We start from the raw sequence: 21,838 nt of genomic DNA, 5'->3' as shown, positions 1-21,838 counted from the left end.
ATTAAGATAATACAAATTATAAATGAATATAGAGATCAAAAAGTCAATAAAACCAATAAATTATTTTGAAGCTATAAACTTATTAGAGAAAAGATTGGAAGATTTACACAAAAATAAAGATAAAGAACTTATTTGGACTTTGGAACATAATGAAATATTTACAGCAGGTACAAGTTATAAGGAAAACGAAATTTTAGATAGTTCTATAAACCTAATAAAAACTAATCGTGGTGGTAAAATTACTTGTCACGCACCTGGTCAATTAATTTGTTATTTTGTTTTAGATTTAAGAAAAAAAAAAGACATTAGAAAGTTTATTACTTGTATTGAAAAAACAATTATTGAAACTCTAAAGAATTACAAAATAGATACATTTTCAGATAAAGATAATATTGGAATTTGGCATAAAAAAAAACAAGCGATAAATAAAGTTGCAGCAATTGGTGTAAGAGTAAAAAAGTGGATTGCTTATCATGGATTTGCAATAAATATTAATAATAATCTAGATCAATATGAAAAAATAATTCCATGTGGGGTATTAGACAGAGGAGTAACAAATTTAAAAAAAATTAATGATCAAGATTATTCTAATCTTGAAAATATATTAATTAAAAATTTTATTTTAAATCTTCAAATCTAAGTCTTTTTGTTTTTAGTAGTTTTCTAAAATAATCTGGTAATAAGGCTGTGTAAGTATGTTTAATATCGTTAGCTATAAATCTTATTTGATATGAATGTAGCATTAAATTTTTGTTAATACCTTTGTATGAATTAGATAATTTATATTTTGTATCACCAAAAATAGGTTGTCCTACAGTATAGAGCTGTTTTCTAAGTTGATGTTTTCGTCCAGTGATAGGTTTTAATTCAACCAGGCTAGCTTCTGAGTTTTTATCTAAAACTTTATAAATTGTTTTTGCTTTTTCTATAATTTTTTTTTCTCCATCATATCGGATAAGATCATCATTCCACTCTCCAGAATTTTTATTTAACTCTCCATGGCATATAGCTAAATATGTCTTATGAACTTTTCGCAATCTAAACAAAGAAGTTAATAGTTGTGCAGACTCTCTCGTTTTAGCCATTATAAAAACACCAGATGTGTCTTTATCCAATCTATGGACAGAATATGGTTTGGTCCCTTGAAAAATTTCACTTTTTGCAAAAATATCTACCAAATTCTTTTTCGATTTAGTTCCACCTTGAACAGAGATGCCTGAACTTTTATTTAATACTATAAAATTTTCATTGTTATCAATAATTTGATCTTCATTAGATTTTATAACATCTTTTGATGGTTCAAATTTAATTTTTTTTTGAACTATAGTTTCTTTAAAATCTATATTAAAAATATCCACAACATCATCTGTTTTAACTTTAGTAGAACTTTTAATCTTTTTTTTATTGATCTTAATTTTTCCAGATCTTAAATATTTTTCGATTAAGCCTTGTGGAATTTTGCCAATTTTAAATCTTATCCAACGATCAATACGCATATCATTACTCGTTGAATCAACGGTAAATGACTTTTTCATGATTTAGAATTTATGCTGTTGCTTGGTTCTTTTCTTCAGCTTTTAGTGTTTCTTTTGAAGTATCTTTTTTCTTTTTGTCAACTCTTCTAGCCTCAACGTCTCTATCAACAAACTCTATAATGGCCATAGGTGCATTGTCACCATATCTAAATCCAGCTTTAATAATTCTGGTATATCCACCATTTCTTTTTTCATATCTTTTTGATAGAGTTTTTTTAACTTTATTAGCAGATTTAATATCTTGAAGTTGTGAAACTAACATTTTTGTTGTTTGCAAAGTTTCTTTTTTACCTAATGTTATAATTTTGTCTGCTTGTGGTTTTAAAAATTTAGCTTTTGGCAAAGTAGTTTTAATTTGCTCGTACTTTATTAAAGAATTTAACATATTCTTTAAAAGAGCTTTTCTATGTTCAGAAGTTCTGTTTAACTTCTTATTTGCCATTCCGTGTCTCATTAGATGGCTTCCTCTAACTTTTTAGACATTTCTGCTATATTATCAGGTGGCCAATTTGGAATTTCCATTCCTAAATATAACGACATCCCTGTTAAAACTTCTTTAATTTCATTTAAAGATTTTCTACCAAAGTTTGGTGTTCTAAGCATTTCTCCCTCAGATTTTTGGACTAAATCTCCAATATAAATGATATTATCATTTTTTAGACAATTCATTGATCTTACTGAAAGTTCAAGTTCATCAACTTTTCTTAATAAGTTTTTATTAAACTCAGGTTCAGTTGACACTTCTTTCACTGGTGCCTCAACTGGTTCATCAAAATTAACAAACATTTTTAGCTGGTCTTGAAAAATTCTTGCTGAATAAGCCACAGCGTCTTCTGCAGAAATCGATCCATTAGTTTCAACATCCATAGTAAGTTTGTCATAATCCAAGGCCTTACCTTCTCTAGCAGTACTTATTGAATAAGAAACTTTTTTTACAGGACTGTAAAGTGAGTCTATAGCTATAAGTCCTAATGGTGGCTCTTCTGGTTTATTTAAATCAGCAGGAACATATCCTTTTCCAGTGCTTACATTCATTTCCATATGAAAATTTGTATTTTCATCAAGATTGCATATTACTAGCTCAGGATTTAAAATTTCAACGTCAGCAACTTGTGCAATATCTGAAGCTTTTATTTCACCAGGTCCTTTAGCATCTAATATAAGTTTTTTTGTTCCTTCTGAATTACATTTCAAGGCTAAAGATTTTACATTTAAAACTATATCTGTAACATCTTCTCTTACACCCTTAATAGATGTAAATTCATGTAAAACACCATCTATTTGAATTGAAGTAACTGCCGCACCTCTTATTGATGAAAGTAAAATTCTTCTTAAAGAATTTCCCAAAGTTAAGCCATAACCTTTTTCAAGAGGCTCTGCAATAATTTTTGCATGGGTTAAATCATCACTTATTTGAACATCTAATTTAGATGGTTTAATTAATGATTTCCAATTTTTTACATTTACATTTTCGACTTCCATTAAACTCTCCTTTTTTTTGGTGGTCTAGTTCCATTATGAGGCATGGGTGTTGTATCTTTAATTGATAAAATTTTAAAACCTCTTGCTTGTAACGCTCTTAATGCTGTTTCACGTCCAGACCCAGGGCCTTTAACTTCGACAGATAAAGTTTTCATTCCATACTCTAATGCTTTAGAGGCAGCAGCATCAGCAGCAATTTGTGCAGCATAAGGAGTAGATTTTCTAGATCCTTTAAAACCTTTTTGGCCAGCAGAAGCCCAAGAAATTACATTCCCGTTAGTATCTGCGATTGAAATAATTGTATTATTAAAAGTGGATTGCACGTAAGCAATTCCATTTAATATATTTTTTTTAATTTTTTTCTTTTTTGAGTAAGAACTTTTGTTACTTTTCTTTGAAGATTTTTCTACCTTCTGATCTTTATTTTCAACTTTATCAACTTTAGCCATAATTATTTTTTAGTTGGAGTTAATTTTTTTCCTGCAATAGCAATAGCTTTACCTTTTCTTGTTCTTGCATTACATCTTGTTCTTTGTCCTCTTACAGGTAATTTTTTTCTATGCCTTGTTCCTCTGTAGCAAGCTAAATCAATTAATCTTTTTATAGTAAGCGAATAATCTCTTCTTAGATCACCTTCGACTTTAAAATTAGCATCAATATATTCTCTAATTTTTAAGATTTCATCATCAGTCAATTCATTAATTCTCTTAGCTCTTGGTATTTCAAGTGAACTACAAATCTGATTAGAAAATTTATCACCAATCCCATAAATATAAGTTAAACCTATGTGTACGAGTTTATTTTGTGGGATGTTGATACCTGCGATACGAGCCATAATTTTTGTGATAATTTGTGCCTTTTATATAATAAGATTACCCAAAGTCAACGTCTTAAACATTGATAAAAGTGTCAATTTTAGCAGTAATTTCCTCTATTTCGAGTGTTCCATCAATCTCTTGAAGATTTGAATTTTTCGATAGAAAGCGGAGAACTGGCTCGGTTGTTTTTGTATAAATATCATATCTAGACATGATTGTTTCAAGATTGTCGTCTTTTCTTTTTACAAAGAATTCCTTTCCACAAGGGTGTAAATTAATATCTTCTTTGTTGAAAAATTCATTGAGAGTTAAATTACATTTATCACAAGTTACTCGACCAATTATCCTTTTTTCTATAATTTCACGAGGTACAACTAATGAAATTATCAAATCTATCTTTTGATTGAATTCTTTTAAGATTAAATCAAGATTTTTTGCTTGATCAATGCTTCTTGGGTAACCATCAAATATTATACGATCTCTAAACTTAAGGTTTAAAATAGCATTTTTAAGAAGTTTATTTACAATTTCATCTGACGCAAAATTACCTTTTGAAATAACTGCTTCTATTTTTTTACCAAGATCTGTATTTTTTTTTGTCTCATTCCTTAACAGATCTCCAGTTGATAACTGAAAGTAGTTATGCTTTTTAACAATTAATTGAGCCTGTGTGCCTTTACCTGCGCCAGGAGGCCCAAATAAAATAATATTCACTTACTTACCAAATTTAGTTTTTTTGATTAATTGCTCATATTGAGAGCTCATTAATCTGGTTTGTATTTGAGTTACTGTATCTATAGCTACAACAACAACAATCAAAATTGAAGTACCCCCCAAATAAAAAGGAATTGGATAATTAGCAATTAAAAATTCTGGCATCAAACAAACTAATGTTAAATATAGTGCACCTATAGTAGTTAATTTTGTTGAAATATTTTCAATATACAATGCTGTACTTTCTCCTGGTCTAATACCAGGAACAAAACCACCATATTTTCTTAGATTGTCTGCAGTTTCTGTTGGATTAAAAGTAATTGATGTGTAGAAAAATGTAAAAAATATTATTCCTGATGCATAAAGCATCATGTAAAGTGGCTGACCTTGTGTAAAATATGAACTTATGTTTAAAAATGTTTCATTATTTGAAAAAGAAAAATTTGAAAATGTTACTGGTAGTAGTAATAATGCAGAAGCAAATATTGCAGGTATTACTCCTGCTTGATTAATTTTTAATGGTAAATGTGAAGATTCACCTCCGTACATTTTATTACCCATTTGTCTTTTAGGGTAATTTATTAATATCTTCCTTAAAGCTCTCTCCATAAATACTATAAATAATATAGTTAGTATTAATAAAACAAAAATAGCTAAAATCATAAATGTTGAAACCGCACCGGTTCTTCCAAGTTCAAAGGTTGTAACTAAAGCTCTTGGAATTTCAGCAACAATCCCAGCAAATATTATTAAAGATATACCATTACCTATACCTCTTTGAGTAATTTGCTCACCTAACCACATTAAAAACATCGTTCCAGCTACAATAGTTGTAACAGTTGTTATTTTAAAAAAAGCACCAGGATTTATTACTAGGTCGGCTGAGGACTCTAAACCAACAGATAGACCATATCCTTGAACTGTTGCTAATACTACTGTTCCATACCTTGTTATCTGTGTGATTTTTGCTCTTCCAATTTCACCTTGAGCTTTTAAATTTTTGAAATAATCAGAAACACCAGTTAATAACTGAACTATAATTGATGATGAAATATATGGCATTATACCTAATGCAAATATAGCCATTCTACTTACAGCACCACCAGCAAATACATTAAACATGCCAAGTAAACCTTTTTGGTTACCATCCATCATAATCTTAAGCTGTTCTGGATCAATACCTGGTAAAGGAACAAATGTACCAAATCTATAAACTGCAAGAATAAATATCGTAAATAATATTCTGTTTCTTAAATCGTTTGTTGATGACGATGCGCTCATTGAAATTTATTATTTTTTCAATTGAATAGATCCACTAATTTTTTCTAGTTTTTCTATTGCTGATTTTGATGCTAAGTCTGCTTCTATATTTACTTTATCTTTAATTTCTCCAGTACCAAGAATTTTCAATTTTTGAGAATTTTTGTTGATTAATCTTAATTTTTTAAGCAATTCCATATTTATAGTGTCACTAGGATTAATCGTTTTTTCATTAATAAATGACTGAATCTTTTCAAGATTCATAATTGCTATATTAGTTCTTGAAATTGGATTAAAACCTCTTTTTGGTAATCTTCGATATAAAGGCATTTGACCACCTTCAAAAGCTTTAATGGCAACACCAGATCTAGATTTTTGACCCTTAACACCTCTGCCAGAGGTTTTGCCTTTACCTGATCCAATACCTCTACCAACTCTCATTTTAGATTTATTAATCTTATCTTTAGTGTTTAAAGTTATCATTATCCTCTTTTCTCAACTATTTCTGAAATTTTTTTATTTCTAATAGCTGAAATTTGTTTTGGTGAATTTTGTTTTAATAAAGCTTTCATCGTAGCTCTAATAACATTATGTGCATTTGAAGTTCCCATTGATTTTGCAACAATATCTTTTACACCTAGCACTTCACAAACAGCTCTTACTGGTCCACCTGCAATAATTCCAGTACCTTTTGATGCTGCTCTAAGCACGATTCTTCCAGAACCATCTTTTGCTTTTACATCATGGTGTATCGTTCTTCCTTCTCTTAGAGGTATATGTATCAATTTTCTTCTTGCTACTTCATTAGCTTTTTTGATTGCATCTGGAACTTGTTTTGCTTTTGCGTGAGCAATCCCAATTTTACCCGCTTGATTTCCAACAACTACCAATGCTGAAAAACCAAATCTTCTTCCACCTTTTACAACTTTTGTAATACGGTTGATGTGAACTAATTTTTCTAAAATATCGTCAGCTTTTTTATCTTTAAAATTATCCATAATTAAAATTCCATTCCATTTTCACGTAAGGTTTCAGCAAATACTTTTACTCTACCATGATATCTGTATATTCCTCTATCAAAGTATATTTTTGTAATTTTCTTTTCTTGAGCTTTCTTGGCTAACTTGGTAGCAACTATTTTTGACAATTCAGTTTTATTTACTTTTTCACCTGATTTAATATCTTTTTCAACTGATGAAGCTGATAATAAAGTAACTTTATTAACATCATCAATAATCTGTGCAGAAATATTTTTTGCTGATCTAGAGATACATAATCTAAATCTATCTTTAGAAGCAACCTTTTTAACTTTGTTACTAACTCTAAATCTTTTTCTAATGGTAGTATTTAGTTTCATTATTTTTTCTTTCCCTCTTTTTTAAGAACATACTGCCCTTTTTCACGGATACCCTTACCTTTGTATGGTTCAATTTTTCTGTAGGTTTTAATTTTTGAAGCCACAGAACCAACTTGTTGTTTATCTGAACCTGAGATTTTTAAGGTTGTTTGCTTTTCAACTTCAATTTTAATCCCTTCAGGAATATCATAATTAATATCATGACTATAACCAAGCTGAAGGTTTAACTGTTTTCCTTTTAAAGCAGCTCTATAACCAACACCAACCAATTCAAGAGTTTTTTCATAACCTGTACTTGATCCAATTACCGCATTATTAATCAAGCTTCTATTCATTCCCCAAAGTCTTTTTGAATCTTGGTCAATTTTTTTTGGTTTTATTGAAATTTCTTTTCCTTCTTTAATGTCAAGATTAAACATTTCCAAATCAATATCGATTGACTTTTTTCCTAAAGGACCTTCAATATTTATTATATTCCCCGCTAAAACTACTTTAACTTTTTCAGGAATAGAAATACTTATTTTACCAATTTTAGACATTAAAATACCTTACAAATAATTTCGCCACCAACACGTTGTTTTCTTGCATCTATATCTGTCATTACACCTTTGGGTGTAGAGATAATAGCAATTCCAAGTCCATTATTTACCTTTGGTAGACTTTCAGCACTAGAAAAAATTCTTCTACCAGGTTTTGATACACGTTCAAAAGCACTGATAACAGGATTTCCAGAGTAATATTTAAGTTCCAAAGATAATGTTGGTTTATTATCTTCTGCAGCAATTTTAAAATCTTTAATAAACCCTTCGTTCTTAAGAATATCTGCGATTTTTGTTTTAAAATTTGAAGATGGTAATTCTACTTTTTTGTGGTTTCTAGCTTGAGCATTTTTTACTCTTGCTATCATATCTCCAATTGGATCACTTAAACTCATAATTTTCCTTTCTACCAGCTTGACTTAGTCATTCCTGGAATTAATCCAGCTAAACCTAAGTCCCTTAAAGCTATTCTTGATATTTTTAATTTTCTATAAACCCCATGAGGTCTTCCTGTAATTTTACATCTATTCATAACTCTTATCTTTGCTGAGTTTCTGGGCATCTGAGACAATTTTTGCTGTGCTTTAAATCTTTCTTCTAATGGTAACTTTTTGTCCATAATAATTTTTTTAAGACTTTGTCTTTTTTTATAAAGTCTATCAGAAAGTTTAATTCTCTTATCGTTTTTGTTTACAGCGCTTACTTTAGCCATGTTTAATTGTCTCCTTTTTTAATAAATGGAAAATTCATTTTTTCTAATAAAGCAAAAGCATGCTCTTTATTTAAAGCTTTTATTACAACTACAATATCAAGACCTCTAACTTTGTCAGCTCTATCAAAACTTACTTCAGGAAATATAATGTGCTCTTTAACACCAAATGTATAGTTTCCAAATTTATCAAATCCTTTTGGAGATAACCCTCTAAAGTCTTTAATTCTTGGTAATGCAATGTTTACCAATCTATCAATAAACTCATACATTTTATTTTTTCTTAGTGTTACTTTTAAACCAGCATTTGAACCTTTTCTTGTTTTAAAATTAGCAACTGATTTTTTAAATTTTGTAATCACAGGTTTTTGACCAGTAATTTTTCCCATATCTTCTTCTGCTGCTTTTAAAATTTTTGCATCAGCTCCATCAAGTCCAAGCCCCATATTTAAAACTATTTTTTCAATTTTAGGAACCATAAAAATATTTTTAAGAGCCAAGCTGTCTTTTAAAGCTGGCTGAATTTCCTTACTGTAAATTTCTTTTAATCTTGGTGTCATTATTTTTTAGCCTCTGCTTTTTTTGTAACTTTTTCATCAATTAGTTTAAGGTTTGATAAATGTATAAAGCTTTCTTTCGATACAATTCCACCTTTTTTCTCTTTAGTAGTTTTTACGTGTTTTTTAACCATATTAATTTCTTTAACTTTAGCTCTATTATTAGGTCTATCAATTTCAATAACTTCACCTTCTTTTTTCTTATCTTTTCCAGTTAAAACCCTTACCTTTAAGCCTTTTTTGATCATCTTTATAAAACCTCCGGTGCTAGTGAAATTATTTTCATTTGCCCTCTGCTTCTTAATTCTCTTGTTACAGGACCAAAAATTCTTGTTCCCACTGGTTCACCTTTATCATCAACTAAAACTGCAGCATTGTTATCAAACTTAACTTTTGAACCATCGTTTCTATGAATTCCCTTTTTTACTCTCACTACCACAGCCTTATGGACAGTACCTTTCTTAACTTTACCTTTTGGTATTGCTTCTTTTACAGCAATCACAATAGTGTCACCGATGCTTGCATATCTTCGTTTAGATCCACCAAGCACCTTTATACATTCTATTCTTTTAGCACCTGTGTTATCTGCTACTTGTAATTCTGTTTGTACACCAATCATTATTTTGTATTCTCCATTACTTGGAATTTTTTATTTTTAGAAAATGGTTTGCTTTCAATAATTGAAACTTTATCACCAGTTTTAAATGTATTATTTTCATCATGAGCATTATAATTTTTTCTAACTTTAATTACTTTCTTAAGTACAGGGTGAGAATATTTTCTTTCAACCATTACAGTTATAGTTTTATTTGGCTTATCACTTATAACTACTCCAGTTAATATTTTTTTAGGCATTAATTTTTCCTTTTAATATGGTTTTTAATCTTGCAATTGTTTTTCTTGTTTCGCTAATTTTTGCAGGGTTTGTTACTTGTGAATTCATTTTTTGAAATCTAAAATTAAAAAGATCTTTTTTTAATTTATCTATATTTTTTATCATTTCGTCCTTTGATAATTTTTTAATTTCTTGTTTTTTCATATTAAGCAAACCTCTTAATAGTTTTTGTTTTTATTGGCAATTTAGCTGAAGCTTTGTAAAGAGCTTCTTTAGCTATCTGCTCAGAAACACCGTCAACTTCAAACAATATTCTTCCAGGTTTTACCCTACACGCAAAAAATTCAGGATTTCCTTTACCTTTACCCATTCTTACTTCAATTGGTTTTTTTGATACAGGGATATTTGGAAACACTCTAGTCCAAACTCTTCCTTGTCTTTTCATATGTCTAGTTAAAGCTACTCTAGCAGCTTCAATTTGTTTTCCTGTAATTCTTTCTGGTTGCAAAGCTTTCAGAGCAAACGCACCATAATTAATAGAACTTGCTCTAGTTGCTGTTCCATGGATTCTTCCCTTGTGAGCTTTTCTCCATCTAGTTCTAACTGGTTGAAGCATTATTCTTTAACCTCTTTTGGTGTTGCTTTATTTGTTTCTTGACTGAACTCTCTTGCAAAAACTTCACCTTTATAGATCCAAACTTTAATTCCTATAATACCGTATGTTGTTAAAGCTTCTGCTTCAGCATAATCTATATCAGCTCTCAAAGTGTGTGAAGGTATACTGCCTTCTCTTAACCATTCAGTTCTTGCTATTTCGTTTCCACCAAGTCTTCCACTTATAGAAACTTTAATTCCTCTTGCTCCCAATCTAATACATGATTGCATAGATCTTTTCATAGCTCTTCTATATGAAATTCTTTTTACCAATTGTTGAGCGATATTCTCAGCAACCAAATATGCATTAGTTTCAGGTTTTTTTACTTCTTTAATGTTAAGTGCAACTTCATTAGTTGTGAATTTTGATAAATTATTTTTAATTTTATCAATATCACTACCTTTTTTTCCAATAACAAATCCAGGTCTTGAGGTGTAGATAGTAACATAGCATTTGTTAGATGTTCTCTCTATCATTACTTTAGATACACCAGAATTAACTACATTTTTTTTGATATAATCTCTAATTTTAAAATCTTCTATTAAATAATTTCCAAAATCTTTCTTTTTAGCAAACCAAACAGAGTCCCAACCTCTGTTGATACCCAATCTAAAACCTACAGGATTAACTTTTTGTCCCATGACTCTCCATTTGTTTAACTTCTGATAAAATTATAGTTACTGTCGACCAAGGTTTTAAAATTGGTGCAGCTCTACCCTTTGCTCTTGGTCTAAATCTTTTCATTACAATTTTTTTTCCACAATAAGCTTCTTTAACAACTAAGTTATCAATGTCATACTGAAAGTTGTTTTCTGCGTTTGCAACTGCTGAACTAATTGTTTTTCTAATATCTTTGCTAATTCTTTTTGCCGAGAATTGTAAATCTCGAATAGCTACATCTACTTTTTTTCCAACAATACTTTTTAAAATAGGATTAAGCTTTCTAACACTAGTTCTTATACTATTGTTTACAGATTTAACTGTATCTACTTTTTTTCTATTTTTTTTCTTTGTCTTATTCATATTTATTTTTTAGCCGCTGTTGCAGGTTTAGCTTTTTTATCTGCTGGTGTATGACCATAAAAAGTTCTCGTAGGCGAAAATTCACCTAATTTGTGTCCAACCATATCCTCTGAGATTGTGATTGGTATAAATTTTTTACCATTATAAATTTGAAAACTTACACCAACAAAATCAGGTAATATTGTTGATTTTCTTGACCATGTTTTAATTGGAATTTTCTTTGGATCATCTTTGTATTTATCAACTTTTTTCATTAAGCTTTCCTCAACAAAAGGTCCTTTCCATACTGATCTAGCCATTACTTAGTATCCTTCCTCTTATTTCTTCTCTTAACAATATATTTATCTGTTCTCTTATTATCTCTTGTTTTTAATCCTTTAGCAGATTGACCTGTAGGTGAAACAGGATGTCTACCACCAGCTGATTTACCTTCTCCACCACCATGAGGGTGATCTACAGGGTTTTTGACAACTCCTCTAGTATGTGGCTTTCTTCCAAGCCATCTTGATCTTCCTGCTTTACCAATTTTAATATTTTTTTGATCTGGATTAGTTAAAATTCCTATTGTAGCCAAAGATCTAGAGTCTATTTTTCTAACTTCGCCTGAAGCTAGTTTAATTAAACTATAGTTTCCATCTAAACCACTAATTGTTACTGACGAACCGGCAGATCTAGCAATTTTACCACCAGCACCTGGTTGAATTTCAACGTTATGTATGTTTATACCAACTGGAATATCTTGGAGTGGCATACAATTTCCAACTTTAATTTCTTTTTTAGAACCATTTTCAATTTTATCACCAGCCTTGATTTTTTGTGGTGCTAAATAGTAAGCGTGAGAACCGTCTTCAAATTTTACTAACATAATGTAACAGGATCTATTTGGATCATATTCAATTCTTTCAACGGTAGCTTCCATATCAAATTTTTTACGGTAAAAATCTACATGTCTATACATTTTTTTATGGCCGCCAGATCTATTAATATTAGTTATATGTCCGTTATTGTTTCTTCCTTTCATTGCATTTTTTGGAGATACAAGTGATTTGAAAGGCTTACCCTTCCATAGACCAGTTCTGTCAACCAGAATAGTTCCTCGGGTAGATTTTGTATAAGGTTTAAAAGTTTTTAATGCCATTTATTAAATTCCTGTAGTTAGGTCAATGCTTTGACCTTTTTTAAGTGTTATTATTGCTTTTTTAAAACCAGAAACTCTCACTTTTTTTCCTCTGGTTATTTTAACTCTATTCTGTTTGTTGATTATATTAATCTTAGTCACGTTTACTTTAAAAATTTTTTCAATATTTTTCTTTAAATTTGTTTTGTTTGCACCTGCAGGAACTTTAAAAACAATTTTATTTTGTTCGGATAAATTTGTTGATTTCTCTGTAACCATTGGGGAAACAATTTTATCGTATAAATGTATTTTATCCATTTTAAGAATATCTCTTTTCTAGCTCTTTTACTGAGCTCTCGGTAAAAACAACTTTTTTAAATTTTATAATATCGTATGAACTAAAATGGTTCACATCAGTTACTTTAACATTTGGAATGTTCCTGGCTGATTTTTCAATATTCTCTTTAGAAGCTTTATCTAAAATAATTAAAGAATTTGTTATTTCTAATTTTTGAATAATTGCATTCATTTCTTTAGTTTTTTTTATTTCAGCTGAAAAATCACTTAAAATTAATAAATTTTTGTCTTTATTTTTTTCAGTAATTAAAGATGCTACACTAAGCTTCTTCTCGTTTTTATTTAATTTTCTTTTTTTGTAAGCAAGCTCACCCTTAGGACCATGTGCTATACCACCACCAACGAATATTGGTGCTTTTCTACTTGCGTGTCTTGCTCCACCAGTTCCTTTTTGAGCATAAATTTTTGATGTAGGGCCACTTACTTCATTTTGCTGTTTCGTTTTAGCATGTCTACCTTTGTAGTTAGCGTTAGTTTTATATAAAACACTACTTACCAACTTACTATTAATTTTTGCAGAAAATATTTTATCTAATACTTCAATAGTATCTTTTTTTCCATCAATGCTTATTTTTTCTATTTTCATTATTTTTTCTTTTTATCAGGTGTTTTTTTAGCTTCCTCTGCTGCTGCAATTTTTTCTGAAATTGTCATTTTATTTATGTTTTTGACTGATTTTCTTACTACTACTTCCGTATTTTTTGAGCCTGGAATTGAACCTTTTAAATACAAAAGTTCGTTTTCTAAATCAGTTTTAATAATTTCAATATTAAGCATTGTTCTAAGTCTGTCACCCATATGGCCAGCCATTTTTTTTCCTTTGAATACTTTGCCAGGATCTTGACTATGTCCTGTTGAACCATGGGCTCTATGTGAAACTGAAACACCGTGACTGGCTCTTAAACCACCAAAATTCCATCTTTTCATTGCACCCGCAAAACCTTTTCCTATTGTTCTTGATCTTGTGTCTACAAATTTAATGTCTTTGAATATCTCTAAACCAAACTCGTTACCCTCTTTATAATTTTCAGTATCTTTAACTCTGTATTCTTTAAGAGTTTTTTTTGCTTCAGTATTTTTTTTAGCAAAAAAACCTTTCATTGATTTCGTAAGTTTTGAATTTTTTATCTTTCCATAACCAAGTTGTACAGCTTTATAGCCTCTTTTTTCTTCATCTATAACTTGGATAACTCTAGCCTTTTCAACTTTAAGTACAGTCACAGGAACTAGCTGACCAGTTTTGTAAAACTCTCTAGTCATACCTATTTTTTTTCCAATTAGAGCTATTTCAGACATAATTAAATTTTTATCTCCACATCAACACCTGACGCAAGGTCAAGTTTCATTAAAGCTTCCACAGTTTGTGGTGTTGGCTCTATAATATCTATTAATCTTTTATGAGTTCTTGACTCAAATTGTTCTCTACTTTTTTTATCAATATGCGGACCTTTTAAAACTGTGTATCTTTCAATTCTAGTTGGTAGTGGGATGGGTCCTTTGATAGTTGCACCTGTTCTTTTTACAGTGTTTACTATTTCCTCAGTAGATGCATCTAAAATTTTATTGTCGTAAGCTCTAAGTTTTATTCTAATATTTTGTTTTTCCATAATTACCCTGCAATCTTTTTAGTTACTTCGTCTTGTACATTTTGTGGTACTTTAGAGTAATGATCAAAGAACATAGAATATTGAGCTCTTCCTTGAGACATTGATCTTAAATTATTTATATATCCGAACATGTTTGCTAATGGAACCATTGCTGTTATTACAGTTGCATTACCTCTTTGTTCTTGAGTACTTATTTGACCTCTTCTACTATTTAGGTCACCTATTACATCGCCCATATAATCTTCTGGAGTAACTACTTCAACTCTCATAACAGGCTCGAGCAGTTTTAATGTTCCTTTAGTACAAGCTTCCTTAAAACAGGCTCTACCAGCAAGTTCAAAGGCAAGAACACTTGAATCTACGTCATGGTGTAATCCATCAATAATAGTTACTTTATAATCTATCATGGGAAAGCCAGCTAAAATTCCATTATCCGAAACTGTTTCAATACCTTTTTCTACACCTGGGATAAATTCTTTAGGAATTGCACCACCTTTAATTTTACTTTCAACAGATCTTCCAGCACCTGGTTCTTGAGGTTCAACTAGTAGTTTGACTTTCGCAAATTGACCTGCACCACCACTTTGTTTTTTGTGAGTATATTCAACTTCCGAAGCATTTTCTAAAGTTTCTCTATAAGCTACTTGAGGAGCACCAACATTTGCTTCAACTTTAAATTCTCTTTTCATTCTATCTACAATAATATCTAAGTGAAGTTCACCCATACCTTTAATGATTGTTTGTCCAGACTCTTCATCAGATGTAACTCTAAATGAAGGATCTTCAGCTGCAAGTCTTCCAAGTGCTTCACCCATTTTTTCTTGGTCAGCTTTTGTCTTTGGCTCTACAGCAATTTCTATTACAGGTTCTGGGAATTCCATTGGTTCAAGTAACACAGGATTGTTCTCATCACATAACGTGTGGCCAGTTATAGTATTTTTTAAACCAGCTAAGGCAACAATATCTCCAGCATTTGCTTCTTTAATATCTTCTCTTGAGTTAGCATGCATTAAAAGCATTCTGCCTACTCTTTCCTCTTTATCTTTTGATGTATTGTAAACAGCTGTACCAGTTTTGATAGTTCCAGAGTAAATTCTAATAAAAGTAAGTGAACCAACAAATGGATCATTCGCAACTTTAAAAGCTAAAGCAGAAAAAGGAACTGTGTCTTCAAATTTCATTTCTAGTTCTTCCTCTGAACCTGGTTTTGTTCCTTTAATTGACCCAATATCAATTGGGCTTGGTAGGTAATTGATTGTTGCATCAAGTAATGGCTGCACACCTTTATTTTTAAATGCAGAACCTGTAGTAATTGGCACGAAACTGAAGTTTAAAGTTCCTTTTCGAATACATTTTACTAAATCTTCTTCTTTAATTTCATCACCATTTAAATAAGCTTCCATTAATTTTTCGTCTTGTTCAACAGCAGTTTCAACTAATTCAGTTCTGTACTTTTGAGAAATTTCTTTTAAATCATCAGGAATATCTTTGTATTCCCATTCAGCTCCTAATGCTTCATTTTTCCAAACTTGTGCCTTCATTTTCACTAAATCTACAACACCAGACAATGATGCTTCGATACCAATCGGAATTTGTATAGGTAATGGTTTGCAACCTAATCTGTCTCTTATCATGTCTACACATCTAAAGAAATCAGCACCAGTTCTATCCAACTTATTCACAAAACAAATTCTTGGAACTTTGTATTTGTCTGCTTGTCTCCAAACAGTTTCTGATTGAGGCTCTACACCTGCAACACCATCAAAAACACATACCGCACCATCTAAAACCTTAAGAGATCTTTCAACTTCAATTGTAAAATCTACGTGACCTGGTGTGTCTATAATATTAATTCTATGATCATTCCAAAAACAAGTAGTTGCAGCAGAGGTAATTGTAATTCCTCTTTCTTGTTCTTGTTCCATCCAGTCCATAGTTGCAGCACCATCATGTACTTCACCTATTTTATGGCTTTTACCTGTATAGTATAAAATTCTTTCTGTTGTAGTAGTCTTACCAGCATCGATGTGAGCCATGATTCCAATATTTCTATATTTATCTAGTGTATGAGTTCTAGCCATAATTTATTACCATCTAAAATGTGCAAAGGCTTTATTAGACTCAGCCATTTTATGCACATCCTCTCTTTTTTTAACTGCAGCACCTTTTTTCTCATAAGCATCAAACAATTCATTAAAAATTTTATCTGACATGTGTTTATCTTTTCTTTTTCTTGCAGAATCTACTAACCATCTAATAGCTAATGCTTGAGCTCTTTTGCTTTTTACTTCAACAGGAACTTGATAAGTAGCACCACCAACTCTTCTTGATCTTACTTCAACAGTTGGCTTAATATTATTTATAGCTTCATTAAAAATGTTAATTGGCTCATCTTTAGATTTTGTTTTAATTTTATCTATTGCATCGTAAACAATCTTAGCCGCAACACCTCTTTTACCATCGTACATTATATTGTTAATTAACTTTGGTATGATAGTTGAATTAAACTTTGGATCTGGAACTACATTTTTTTTTGGTTGCGTTTTTTTTCTAGACATTATTTACCTTTTTTAGTTCCATATAAAGATCTTCTTTTTTTTCGATTAGCGACACCTTGGGTATCAAGATTTCCTCTTAAAATATGATAACGCACACCTGGTAAATCTTTCACCCTACCACCTCTAATTAATACTACTGAGTGCTCTTGAAGATTGTGTCCTTCACCCGGGATATAAGCAGTAACTTCAAAACCATTTGACAGTCTCACTCTTGCAACTTTTCTTAATGCAGAGTTTGGTTTTTTAGGAGTAGTTGTATAAACTTTAACACACACACCTCTTTTGAGAGGTTGCTTTTGTAATGCAGGAACTTTGTTCCTAGTTAATTGTTTAACTCTTTTTTTTCTTAACAACTGATTAATAGTTGGCATAAATTTTTTATAAAATTAATTAATTTATTTTTAGAAGAAAATAACTGACAGGTTATTTTGTGGCAGCGTTTAGTACTATTAGTAGGTACTACATTCCAACCAAAAACATCGCCAAAATACTTATTAATCTGACTTTGTCAAACTAAAATTTCAAGTATTAAGTGATATTTTTTACTGATTTGCAGGAGTTTCTGAAGGTTCGGATGTTTCTATTTTATCTTGTTCAGCAATAAAATTATTATCATCCTCAAGTGCTTTTTTATTCCATTTGTTTTTGATATGACCTGTTCCAGCAGGAACCAATCTACCCACAATAACATTCTCTTTTAGGCCATTTAATGGGTCTACTTTACCTTTAATAGCTGCATCTGTTAAAACTCTAGTTGTTTCTTGGAATGAAGCAGCTGAAATAAACGACTCAGTTTGTAACGAAGCTTTGGTTATGCCCATCAATACACGCTCACCAACAGCAGGTGCCTTACCTTCAGCTACCAGCTTTTCATTTACAATATCAAATTTTATTCTATCAATAACCTCTCCAGGCAAATAACTAGAATCACCAGACACTTTTACTTCAACTTTTTTAAGCATTTGTCTTAGTATAGTCTCAATGTGTTTGTCATTAATAATTACACCTTGCAATCTATAAACTTCTTGTACTTGGTTTACAAAATATTCAGTTAATTCTTTAATTCCCAATACTCTTAAAATATCATGTGGCAAAGGTTGTCCATCAAGTAAGTATTCACCCTTTTGTATTTTTTCACCTGGATTGAAATTAATGTGTTTTCCCTTTGGAATTAAATAATTTGAAGGTTCAGCTCCATCCTCTGGAACAATAGATACTCTTTGTTTTCCTCTAACCTCTTTACCAAATACAACTTGTCCATCATTTTCAGCAATAATTGCACTATCTTTTGCTTTTCTTGCTTCAAATAATTCAGCAACTCTTGGAAGACCACCAGTAATATCTTTTGTCTTAGTAGTTTCTTTAGGTAATCTAGCTATAACGTCTCCAGCAAAAACTTTTTGACCATCTTTAATTGAAAGAATTGAATCTGGCACCAAGTAATATCTTGCTTCATTATCATCAGCTTTTTTAATAACATTTCCTTTGTCATCTCTAAGAGTAATTCTTGGTTTTAAATCAGTGCTTTTCGATTGAGCTCTCCAATCAATAACTGATTTTGAAGATATGCCAGTTGCATCATCTGTAGTTTCTTGAATTGAAACACCATCAATTAAATCAACGAAACTTGCTGTACCACTTTTTTCAGCGATCACAGGTGTGGTGTATGGATCCCATTCACAAATTTTTGTATTAGCTTTAATTTTATCACCATTATTAAAAAATAATTTTGATCCATAAGCAACTTTATAAACAGCTACCTGAACACCATTATCGTCTTCAATAGAAAGTTGAGTATTTCTCCCCATAACAATTAAGTTTTTCTTAGAATCTTCTAAAATATTAGAGTTTAAAATTTTAAGTGTCCCTTCGTTTTTACTGACAATTTGAGAATCTTGTTTAACTGATGCTGTACCACCAACGTGGAAAGTTCTCATAGTTAACTGAGTACCTGGTTCACCTATTGATTGAGCAGAAATCATTCCAATTGCCTCTCCAACATGCACCATTTTACCTCTAGATAAATCTCTTCCATAACAAGTTGAACAAACACCTTCTTTTGAACTACATGTCATTACTGAGTAAACTTTAAGTGATTTTACACCAGCAGCATCGATCAAATCGCAACCTGCTTCATCAATCATTTTTGTTTTTTTAATTACAACTTCGCCAGTAAGTGGGTTTTTTACATCAGCTGCAGTAACTCTTCCTAAAGCTCTTTCAGATAAGCTGACTACGACATTTCCACCTTCTAAAATTTCTGAAAGTTCGATAAACCCTGGATCATCACATTGAACTTTAGTAATGGTTAAATCTTGAGCAACATCACAAAGTCTTCTAGTTAAATAACCTGAACTTGCAGTTTTAAGGGCTGTATCTGCAAGACCTTTTCTAGCACCGTGTGTAGAGTTAAAATACTCTAATGCTGTTAAACCCTCTTTAAAATTAGAAATAATTGGACTTTCGATAATTTCACCTGAAGGTTTTGCAATCAAACCCCTCATACCAGCCAGCTGTTTCATTTGTGCTGCAGATCCTCTAGCACCACTATCAGCCATCATATAAACTGAATTAATTTTTAAGCCTTCTGGAGTTTTTTCAGTAGCAGAAATACCCTTCATCATTTCACCAGCAACTTTATCTGTACATTTTGACCAAGCATCAACAACTTTGTTGTACTTTTCACCTCTTGTAATTAATCCCTCAGAATATTGATTTTCATAATCTGTTATTAATGCTTTTGTGTCTTCAATTAATTGAGTTTTGCTTTCTGGAATTACAAGATCATCTTTTCCAAATGAAATTCCAGCTTTAAAAGCATGTTTAAATCCTAAATCTTTTAATTTATCACAGAATATAACAGTTGTTTTTTGTCCACAAAATCTAAACACTACATCTATAATTTCAGAAACAGTTTTTTTAGGTAGTAATCTATCAACTAAAGAAAATTTAATATTACTATTTTTGGGAAGTAAATTTGCTAATAAAAATCTTCCAGCTGTTGATGTGTATTTTTCGTATTTCTTGTTTCCATTTTCATCAACTGTTCCAATTCTTGATATAATCGTGCTGTGAACTTTAATTTGATCTGAAGCTAAAGCAAATTCAATAGCATCAACATCGACAAAATATCCAGAAGGTTTATCTGTCATGGGTTCTTGAGAAAGATAATAAATACCCAAAATCATATCCTGACTTGGTACAATGATCGGCTTACCATTAGATGGAGATAATATATTGTTTGTAGAAAGCATTAATATTCTAGCTTCTAATTGAGCCTCCAAACTTAATGGAACGTGAACAGCCATTTGATCACCATCAAAGTCAGCATTAAAAGCAGCGCAAGTTAAAGGATGTAATTCAATTGCATCACCTTCTATAAGTTTAGGTTCAAACGCTTGTACACCTAATCTGTGAAGTGTTGGTGCTCTGTTTAAAATTACCGGATGTTCTCTGACAATTAGTTCTAAAGCATCCCAAACAGCATTTGTTTCTTTTTCAACTAATTTTTTTGCTTGTTTGATTGTAGATGCTAATCCTAACTTATTTAATCTTGCATATAAAAATGGTTTAAATAGTTCTAAAGCCATTTTTTTTGGCAAACCGCACTCATGAAGTTTTAGGTCTGGGCCAACAACAATTACAGATCTTCCTGAGTAGTCCACCCTTTTTCCAAGTAAGTTTTGTCTAAATCTACCTTGTTTACCTTTTAGCATTTCAGCTAAAGATTTAAGTGGTCTTTTTCCAGTGCCAGTTATTACTCTGCCTCTTCTACCATTATCAAATAATGCATCCACTGATTCTTGAAGCATTCTTTTTTCATTTCTAACAATGATATCCGGAGCTTTTAAATCCATTAATCTTTTTAATCTATTATTTCTGTTAATAACTCTTCTATAAAGATCATTTAAGTCTGATGTAGCAAATCTTCCACCATCTAAAGGCACTAAAGGTCTTAGTTCAGGTGGGATTACTGGCACCACTGTTAAAATCATCCATTCAGGTTTTTGTCCTGTTTCAATAAATGACTCAACTAATTTTAATCTTTTGATTGCTCTTTCTTCATTAACTTTTGATTTTGTCTCTTTAATAAAGTTAATAAGATTTTTTCTTTCTAATTCTAAATCTAAATTTTTTAACATTTCAAGTACAGCTTCAGCACCTATGCCAGCCTCAAATGACTCTTCACCAAACTCGTCTTGATATTTGGCTAATTCTTCTTCATTAAGAAGTTGATTTTTTTGTAATCCAGTTAAACCCGGTTCAATTACTATAAAGTTTTCAAAATAAAGAACTCTTTCGATCTCCTTAAGTTTCATATCAACTGCTAAAGCAATTCTGCTTGGTAAAGATTTTAAAAACCAAATATGAGCAACAGGTGTTGCTAAATTAATATGACCCATCCGTTCTCTTCGAACATTAGATTTTGTTACTTCAACACCACATTTTTCACAGATAATTCCTCTAAATTTCATTCGTTTGTACTTTCCACACAAACATTCGTAGTCCTTAATTGGGCCAAATATTCTAGCACAAAATAGACCATCTTTTTCAGGTCTAAAAGTTCTGTAATTTATTGTTTCTGGTTTTTTTATTTCACCGAAAGTCCATGATTTAATTTTTTCAGGACTGGCTAATGTTATCTTGATGCTATTAAAATTTTGAGCTTCAGAAATCTCAGTGTTTTTAAATAAATCTGTTAGTTCTTTTTTCAT

General features: G+C 30.8%; 32 protein-coding genes. 1 reads left to right on the top strand and 31 read right to left on the bottom strand.

What is annotated here, in order from left to right:
* Nucleotides 1-22: 22 nt before the first annotated feature.
* On the top strand, nucleotides 23-640 hold the full coding sequence (lipB, locus tag ACIJYH_RS02785; RefSeq protein WP_435163815.1) for a lipoyl(octanoyl) transferase LipB: 618 nt from the start codon (nucleotides 23-25) through the stop codon (nucleotides 638-640).
* On the opposite strand, the gene ACIJYH_RS02780 is transcribed toward lipB, so the two are convergent.
* The 31 genes from ACIJYH_RS02780 to rpoC all read right to left on the bottom strand — a co-directional run bounded on the left by ACIJYH_RS02780 (nucleotide 618) and on the right by rpoC (nucleotide 21,838).
* Complete coding sequence (locus ACIJYH_RS02780; protein ID WP_435163813.1) at nucleotides 618-1,535, bottom strand: RluA family pseudouridine synthase; 918 nt, start codon at nucleotides 1,533-1,535, stop codon at nucleotides 618-620. The two genes, lipB and ACIJYH_RS02780, sit on opposite strands and share 23 nt — an antisense overlap.
* Before the next feature lie 10 nt (nucleotides 1,536-1,545).
* Nucleotides 1,546-1,989 carry a 50S ribosomal protein L17 gene (gene rplQ, locus ACIJYH_RS02775; RefSeq protein ID WP_435088993.1) on the bottom strand — a complete coding sequence of 148 codons (444 nt, stop codon included), beginning with the start codon at nucleotides 1,987-1,989 and terminating at the stop codon, nucleotides 1,546-1,548.
* Nucleotides 1,989-3,017 carry a DNA-directed RNA polymerase subunit alpha gene (locus ACIJYH_RS02770; RefSeq protein WP_435088991.1) on the bottom strand — a complete coding sequence of 343 codons (1,029 nt, stop codon included), beginning with the start codon at nucleotides 3,015-3,017 and terminating at the stop codon, nucleotides 1,989-1,991. Before ACIJYH_RS02770 ends, rplQ begins: the two co-directional genes overlap by 1 nt.
* A complete protein-coding gene (rpsK, locus tag ACIJYH_RS02765; RefSeq protein ID WP_435088989.1) occupies nucleotides 3,017-3,466 on the bottom strand; it encodes a 30S ribosomal protein S11 in 450 nt (149 codons plus the stop codon). Before rpsK ends, ACIJYH_RS02770 begins: the two co-directional genes overlap by 1 nt.
* 2 nt (nucleotides 3,467-3,468) lie before the next feature.
* Nucleotides 3,469-3,852 carry a 30S ribosomal protein S13 gene (gene rpsM / locus ACIJYH_RS02760; RefSeq protein ID WP_435088987.1) on the bottom strand — a complete coding sequence of 128 codons (384 nt, stop codon included), beginning with the start codon at nucleotides 3,850-3,852 and terminating at the stop codon, nucleotides 3,469-3,471.
* Nucleotides 3,853-3,907: 55 nt separating this feature from the next.
* A complete protein-coding gene (locus ACIJYH_RS02755; RefSeq protein ID WP_435098314.1) occupies nucleotides 3,908-4,549 on the bottom strand; it encodes an adenylate kinase in 642 nt (213 codons plus the stop codon).
* Entirely contained in the window at nucleotides 4,550-5,830 is a 1,281-nt protein-coding gene (secY, locus tag ACIJYH_RS02750) for a preprotein translocase subunit SecY (protein ID WP_435163810.1), read from the bottom strand. It lies immediately after the preceding gene.
* A gap of 9 nt (nucleotides 5,831-5,839) precedes the next feature.
* Nucleotides 5,840-6,292 (bottom strand): 50S ribosomal protein L15, encoded by a 453-nt coding sequence (gene rplO / locus ACIJYH_RS02745; protein WP_435163807.1) that lies wholly within the window; start codon nucleotides 6,290-6,292, stop codon nucleotides 5,840-5,842.
* Nucleotides 6,292-6,807: a 30S ribosomal protein S5 gene (gene rpsE, locus ACIJYH_RS02740; RefSeq protein WP_435086916.1), complete on the bottom strand. Its 516-nt coding sequence runs from the start codon at nucleotides 6,805-6,807 to the stop codon at nucleotides 6,292-6,294. Before rpsE ends, rplO begins: the two co-directional genes overlap by 1 nt.
* A 2-nt stretch (nucleotides 6,808-6,809) precedes the next feature.
* Nucleotides 6,810-7,166 (bottom strand): 50S ribosomal protein L18, encoded by a 357-nt coding sequence (gene rplR, locus ACIJYH_RS02735; RefSeq protein ID WP_435163804.1) that lies wholly within the window; start codon nucleotides 7,164-7,166, stop codon nucleotides 6,810-6,812.
* The gene (gene rplF / locus ACIJYH_RS02730; protein ID WP_435098311.1) at nucleotides 7,166-7,705 is read right to left on the bottom strand and encodes a 50S ribosomal protein L6; all 540 of its coding nucleotides are present in this window, start codon (nucleotides 7,703-7,705) and stop codon (nucleotides 7,166-7,168) included. Before rplF ends, rplR begins: the two co-directional genes overlap by 1 nt.
* Nucleotides 7,705-8,100 carry a 30S ribosomal protein S8 gene (rpsH, locus tag ACIJYH_RS02725; RefSeq protein ID WP_435088975.1) on the bottom strand — a complete coding sequence of 132 codons (396 nt, stop codon included), beginning with the start codon at nucleotides 8,098-8,100 and terminating at the stop codon, nucleotides 7,705-7,707. The genes rplF and rpsH overlap by 1 nt, the downstream gene beginning before the upstream one ends.
* 11 nt (nucleotides 8,101-8,111) lie before the next feature.
* Nucleotides 8,112-8,417 (bottom strand): 30S ribosomal protein S14, encoded by a 306-nt coding sequence (gene rpsN, locus ACIJYH_RS02720; RefSeq protein WP_435098305.1) that lies wholly within the window; start codon nucleotides 8,415-8,417, stop codon nucleotides 8,112-8,114.
* A gap of 2 nt (nucleotides 8,418-8,419) precedes the next feature.
* Entirely contained in the window at nucleotides 8,420-8,974 is a 555-nt protein-coding gene (gene rplE / locus ACIJYH_RS02715) for a 50S ribosomal protein L5 (protein WP_435088971.1), read from the bottom strand.
* The gene (gene rplX, locus ACIJYH_RS02710) at nucleotides 8,974-9,219 is read right to left on the bottom strand and encodes a 50S ribosomal protein L24 (RefSeq protein ID WP_435098299.1); all 246 of its coding nucleotides are present in this window, start codon (nucleotides 9,217-9,219) and stop codon (nucleotides 8,974-8,976) included. Before rplX ends, rplE begins: the two co-directional genes overlap by 1 nt.
* A gap of 2 nt (nucleotides 9,220-9,221) precedes the next feature.
* Nucleotides 9,222-9,590, bottom strand: coding sequence for a 50S ribosomal protein L14 (gene rplN / locus ACIJYH_RS02705; protein WP_008544079.1), 369 nt, complete (start codon nucleotides 9,588-9,590; stop codon nucleotides 9,222-9,224).
* Nucleotides 9,590-9,826, bottom strand: coding sequence for a 30S ribosomal protein S17 (gene rpsQ, locus ACIJYH_RS02700; RefSeq protein WP_023648435.1), 237 nt, complete (start codon nucleotides 9,824-9,826; stop codon nucleotides 9,590-9,592). The genes rplN and rpsQ overlap by 1 nt, the downstream gene beginning before the upstream one ends.
* A complete protein-coding gene (gene rpmC, locus ACIJYH_RS02695; protein WP_435098293.1) occupies nucleotides 9,819-10,010 on the bottom strand; it encodes a 50S ribosomal protein L29 in 192 nt (63 codons plus the stop codon). The genes rpsQ and rpmC overlap by 8 nt, the downstream gene beginning before the upstream one ends.
* 1 nt (nucleotide 10,011) lies before the next feature.
* The gene (gene rplP, locus ACIJYH_RS02690; RefSeq protein WP_023648433.1) at nucleotides 10,012-10,422 is read right to left on the bottom strand and encodes a 50S ribosomal protein L16; all 411 of its coding nucleotides are present in this window, start codon (nucleotides 10,420-10,422) and stop codon (nucleotides 10,012-10,014) included.
* Entirely contained in the window at nucleotides 10,422-11,102 is a 681-nt protein-coding gene (gene rpsC, locus ACIJYH_RS02685) for a 30S ribosomal protein S3 (RefSeq protein ID WP_435163801.1), read from the bottom strand. Before rpsC ends, rplP begins: the two co-directional genes overlap by 1 nt.
* Nucleotides 11,086-11,484: a 50S ribosomal protein L22 gene (gene rplV, locus ACIJYH_RS02680; RefSeq protein WP_028036894.1), complete on the bottom strand. Its 399-nt coding sequence runs from the start codon at nucleotides 11,482-11,484 to the stop codon at nucleotides 11,086-11,088. The genes rpsC and rplV overlap by 17 nt, the downstream gene beginning before the upstream one ends.
* A gap of 2 nt (nucleotides 11,485-11,486) precedes the next feature.
* Nucleotides 11,487-11,783 carry a 30S ribosomal protein S19 gene (rpsS, locus tag ACIJYH_RS02675; RefSeq protein ID WP_297681959.1) on the bottom strand — a complete coding sequence of 99 codons (297 nt, stop codon included), beginning with the start codon at nucleotides 11,781-11,783 and terminating at the stop codon, nucleotides 11,487-11,489.
* Nucleotides 11,783-12,622 carry a 50S ribosomal protein L2 gene (gene rplB, locus ACIJYH_RS02670; RefSeq protein ID WP_435088965.1) on the bottom strand — a complete coding sequence of 280 codons (840 nt, stop codon included), beginning with the start codon at nucleotides 12,620-12,622 and terminating at the stop codon, nucleotides 11,783-11,785. The genes rpsS and rplB overlap by 1 nt, the downstream gene beginning before the upstream one ends.
* A 3-nt stretch (nucleotides 12,623-12,625) precedes the next feature.
* Entirely contained in the window at nucleotides 12,626-12,919 is a 294-nt protein-coding gene (gene rplW / locus ACIJYH_RS02665; RefSeq protein ID WP_435086898.1) for a 50S ribosomal protein L23, read from the bottom strand.
* A 1-nt stretch (nucleotide 12,920) separates the two neighbouring features.
* Nucleotides 12,921-13,544 (bottom strand): 50S ribosomal protein L4, encoded by a 624-nt coding sequence (gene rplD, locus ACIJYH_RS02660; protein WP_435163798.1) that lies wholly within the window; start codon nucleotides 13,542-13,544, stop codon nucleotides 12,921-12,923.
* The gene (rplC, locus tag ACIJYH_RS02655; protein ID WP_435163796.1) at nucleotides 13,544-14,254 is read right to left on the bottom strand and encodes a 50S ribosomal protein L3; all 711 of its coding nucleotides are present in this window, start codon (nucleotides 14,252-14,254) and stop codon (nucleotides 13,544-13,546) included. The genes rplD and rplC overlap by 1 nt, the downstream gene beginning before the upstream one ends.
* 2 nt (nucleotides 14,255-14,256) lie before the next feature.
* On the bottom strand, nucleotides 14,257-14,565 hold the full coding sequence (gene rpsJ, locus ACIJYH_RS02650) for a 30S ribosomal protein S10 (protein ID WP_023648425.1): 309 nt from the start codon (nucleotides 14,563-14,565) through the stop codon (nucleotides 14,257-14,259).
* 2 nt (nucleotides 14,566-14,567) lie between these two features.
* Nucleotides 14,568-16,646 carry an elongation factor G gene (gene fusA, locus ACIJYH_RS02645; protein ID WP_435163793.1) on the bottom strand — a complete coding sequence of 693 codons (2,079 nt, stop codon included), beginning with the start codon at nucleotides 16,644-16,646 and terminating at the stop codon, nucleotides 14,568-14,570.
* A 6-nt stretch (nucleotides 16,647-16,652) separates the two neighbouring features.
* A complete protein-coding gene (rpsG, locus tag ACIJYH_RS02640) occupies nucleotides 16,653-17,123 on the bottom strand; it encodes a 30S ribosomal protein S7 (RefSeq protein WP_028036888.1) in 471 nt (156 codons plus the stop codon).
* Nucleotides 17,123-17,494 carry a 30S ribosomal protein S12 gene (gene rpsL / locus ACIJYH_RS02635; protein WP_023648422.1) on the bottom strand — a complete coding sequence of 124 codons (372 nt, stop codon included), beginning with the start codon at nucleotides 17,492-17,494 and terminating at the stop codon, nucleotides 17,123-17,125. Before rpsL ends, rpsG begins: the two co-directional genes overlap by 1 nt.
* Before the next feature lie 171 nt (nucleotides 17,495-17,665).
* Nucleotides 17,666-21,838 (bottom strand): DNA-directed RNA polymerase subunit beta', encoded by a 4,173-nt coding sequence (gene rpoC, locus ACIJYH_RS02630; RefSeq protein WP_435163790.1) that lies wholly within the window; start codon nucleotides 21,836-21,838, stop codon nucleotides 17,666-17,668.

The organism is Candidatus Pelagibacter bacterium nBUS_25 (assembly GCF_051200975.1).
Lineage (GTDB): Bacteria > Pseudomonadota > Alphaproteobacteria > Pelagibacterales > Pelagibacteraceae > Pelagibacter.
The sequence above is the reverse complement of the archived record's forward strand: the minus strand, read 5'-3'. Positions and strand labels throughout refer to the sequence as shown.

Excerpts from the sequence above, each read along its gene's own strand:
- lipB (WP_435163815.1), top strand. The coding sequence starts at position 23 with ATGAATATAGAGATCAAAAAGTCAATAAAACCAATAAATTATTTTGAA.
- ACIJYH_RS02780 (WP_435163813.1), bottom strand. The coding sequence starts at position 1,535 with ATGAAAAAGTCATTTACCGTTGATTCAACGAGTAATGATATGCGTATT.
- rplQ (WP_435088993.1), bottom strand. The coding sequence starts at position 1,989 with ATGAGACACGGAATGGCAAATAAGAAGTTAAACAGAACTTCTGAACAT.
- ACIJYH_RS02770 (WP_435088991.1), bottom strand. The coding sequence starts at position 3,017 with ATGGAAGTCGAAAATGTAAATGTAAAAAATTGGAAATCATTAATTAAA.
- rpsK (WP_435088989.1), bottom strand. The coding sequence starts at position 3,466 with ATGGCTAAAGTTGATAAAGTTGAAAATAAAGATCAGAAGGTAGAAAAA.
- rpsM (WP_435088987.1), bottom strand. The coding sequence starts at position 3,852 with ATGGCTCGTATCGCAGGTATCAACATCCCACAAAATAAACTCGTACAC.
- secY (WP_435163810.1), bottom strand. The coding sequence starts at position 5,830 with ATGAGCGCATCGTCATCAACAAACGATTTAAGAAACAGAATATTATTT.
- rplO (WP_435163807.1), bottom strand. The coding sequence starts at position 6,292 with ATGATAACTTTAAACACTAAAGATAAGATTAATAAATCTAAAATGAGA.
- rpsE (WP_435086916.1), bottom strand. The coding sequence starts at position 6,807 with ATGGATAATTTTAAAGATAAAAAAGCTGACGATATTTTAGAAAAATTA.
- rplR (WP_435163804.1), bottom strand. The coding sequence starts at position 7,166 with ATGAAACTAAATACTACCATTAGAAAAAGATTTAGAGTTAGTAACAAA.
- rplF (WP_435098311.1), bottom strand. The coding sequence starts at position 7,705 with ATGTCTAAAATTGGTAAAATAAGTATTTCTATTCCTGAAAAAGTTAAA.
- rpsH (WP_435088975.1), bottom strand. The coding sequence starts at position 8,100 with ATGAGTTTAAGTGATCCAATTGGAGATATGATAGCAAGAGTAAAAAAT.
- rpsN (WP_435098305.1), bottom strand. The coding sequence starts at position 8,417 with ATGGCTAAAGTAAGCGCTGTAAACAAAAACGATAAGAGAATTAAACTT.
- rplE (WP_435088971.1), bottom strand. The coding sequence starts at position 8,974 with ATGACACCAAGATTAAAAGAAATTTACAGTAAGGAAATTCAGCCAGCT.
- rplX (WP_435098299.1), bottom strand. The coding sequence starts at position 9,219 with ATGATCAAAAAAGGCTTAAAGGTAAGGGTTTTAACTGGAAAAGATAAG.
- rplN (WP_008544079.1), bottom strand. The coding sequence starts at position 9,590 with ATGATTGGTGTACAAACAGAATTACAAGTAGCAGATAACACAGGTGCT.
- rpsQ (WP_023648435.1), bottom strand. The coding sequence starts at position 9,826 with ATGCCTAAAAAAATATTAACTGGAGTAGTTATAAGTGATAAGCCAAAT.
- rpmC (WP_435098293.1), bottom strand. The coding sequence starts at position 10,010 with ATGAAAAAACAAGAAATTAAAAAATTATCAAAGGACGAAATGATAAAA.
- rplP (WP_023648433.1), bottom strand. The coding sequence starts at position 10,422 with ATGCTTCAACCAGTTAGAACTAGATGGAGAAAAGCTCACAAGGGAAGA.
- rpsC (WP_435163801.1), bottom strand. The coding sequence starts at position 11,102 with ATGGGACAAAAAGTTAATCCTGTAGGTTTTAGATTGGGTATCAACAGA.
- rplV (WP_028036894.1), bottom strand. The coding sequence starts at position 11,484 with ATGAATAAGACAAAGAAAAAAAATAGAAAAAAAGTAGATACAGTTAAA.
- rpsS (WP_297681959.1), bottom strand. The coding sequence starts at position 11,783 with ATGGCTAGATCAGTATGGAAAGGACCTTTTGTTGAGGAAAGCTTAATG.
- rplB (WP_435088965.1), bottom strand. The coding sequence starts at position 12,622 with ATGGCATTAAAAACTTTTAAACCTTATACAAAATCTACCCGAGGAACT.
- rplW (WP_435086898.1), bottom strand. The coding sequence starts at position 12,919 with ATGGATAAAATACATTTATACGATAAAATTGTTTCCCCAATGGTTACA.
- rplD (WP_435163798.1), bottom strand. The coding sequence starts at position 13,544 with ATGAAAATAGAAAAAATAAGCATTGATGGAAAAAAAGATACTATTGAA.
- rplC (WP_435163796.1), bottom strand. The coding sequence starts at position 14,254 with ATGTCTGAAATAGCTCTAATTGGAAAAAAAATAGGTATGACTAGAGAG.
- rpsJ (WP_023648425.1), bottom strand. The coding sequence starts at position 14,565 with ATGGAAAAACAAAATATTAGAATAAAACTTAGAGCTTACGACAATAAA.
- fusA (WP_435163793.1), bottom strand. The coding sequence starts at position 16,646 with ATGGCTAGAACTCATACACTAGATAAATATAGAAATATTGGAATCATG.
- rpsG (WP_028036888.1), bottom strand. The coding sequence starts at position 17,123 with ATGTCTAGAAAAAAAACGCAACCAAAAAAAAATGTAGTTCCAGATCCA.
- rpsL (WP_023648422.1), bottom strand. The coding sequence starts at position 17,494 with ATGCCAACTATTAATCAGTTGTTAAGAAAAAAAAGAGTTAAACAATTA.
- rpoC (WP_435163790.1), bottom strand. The coding sequence starts at position 21,838 with ATGAAAAAAGAACTAACAGATTTATTTAAAAACACTGAGATTTCTGAA.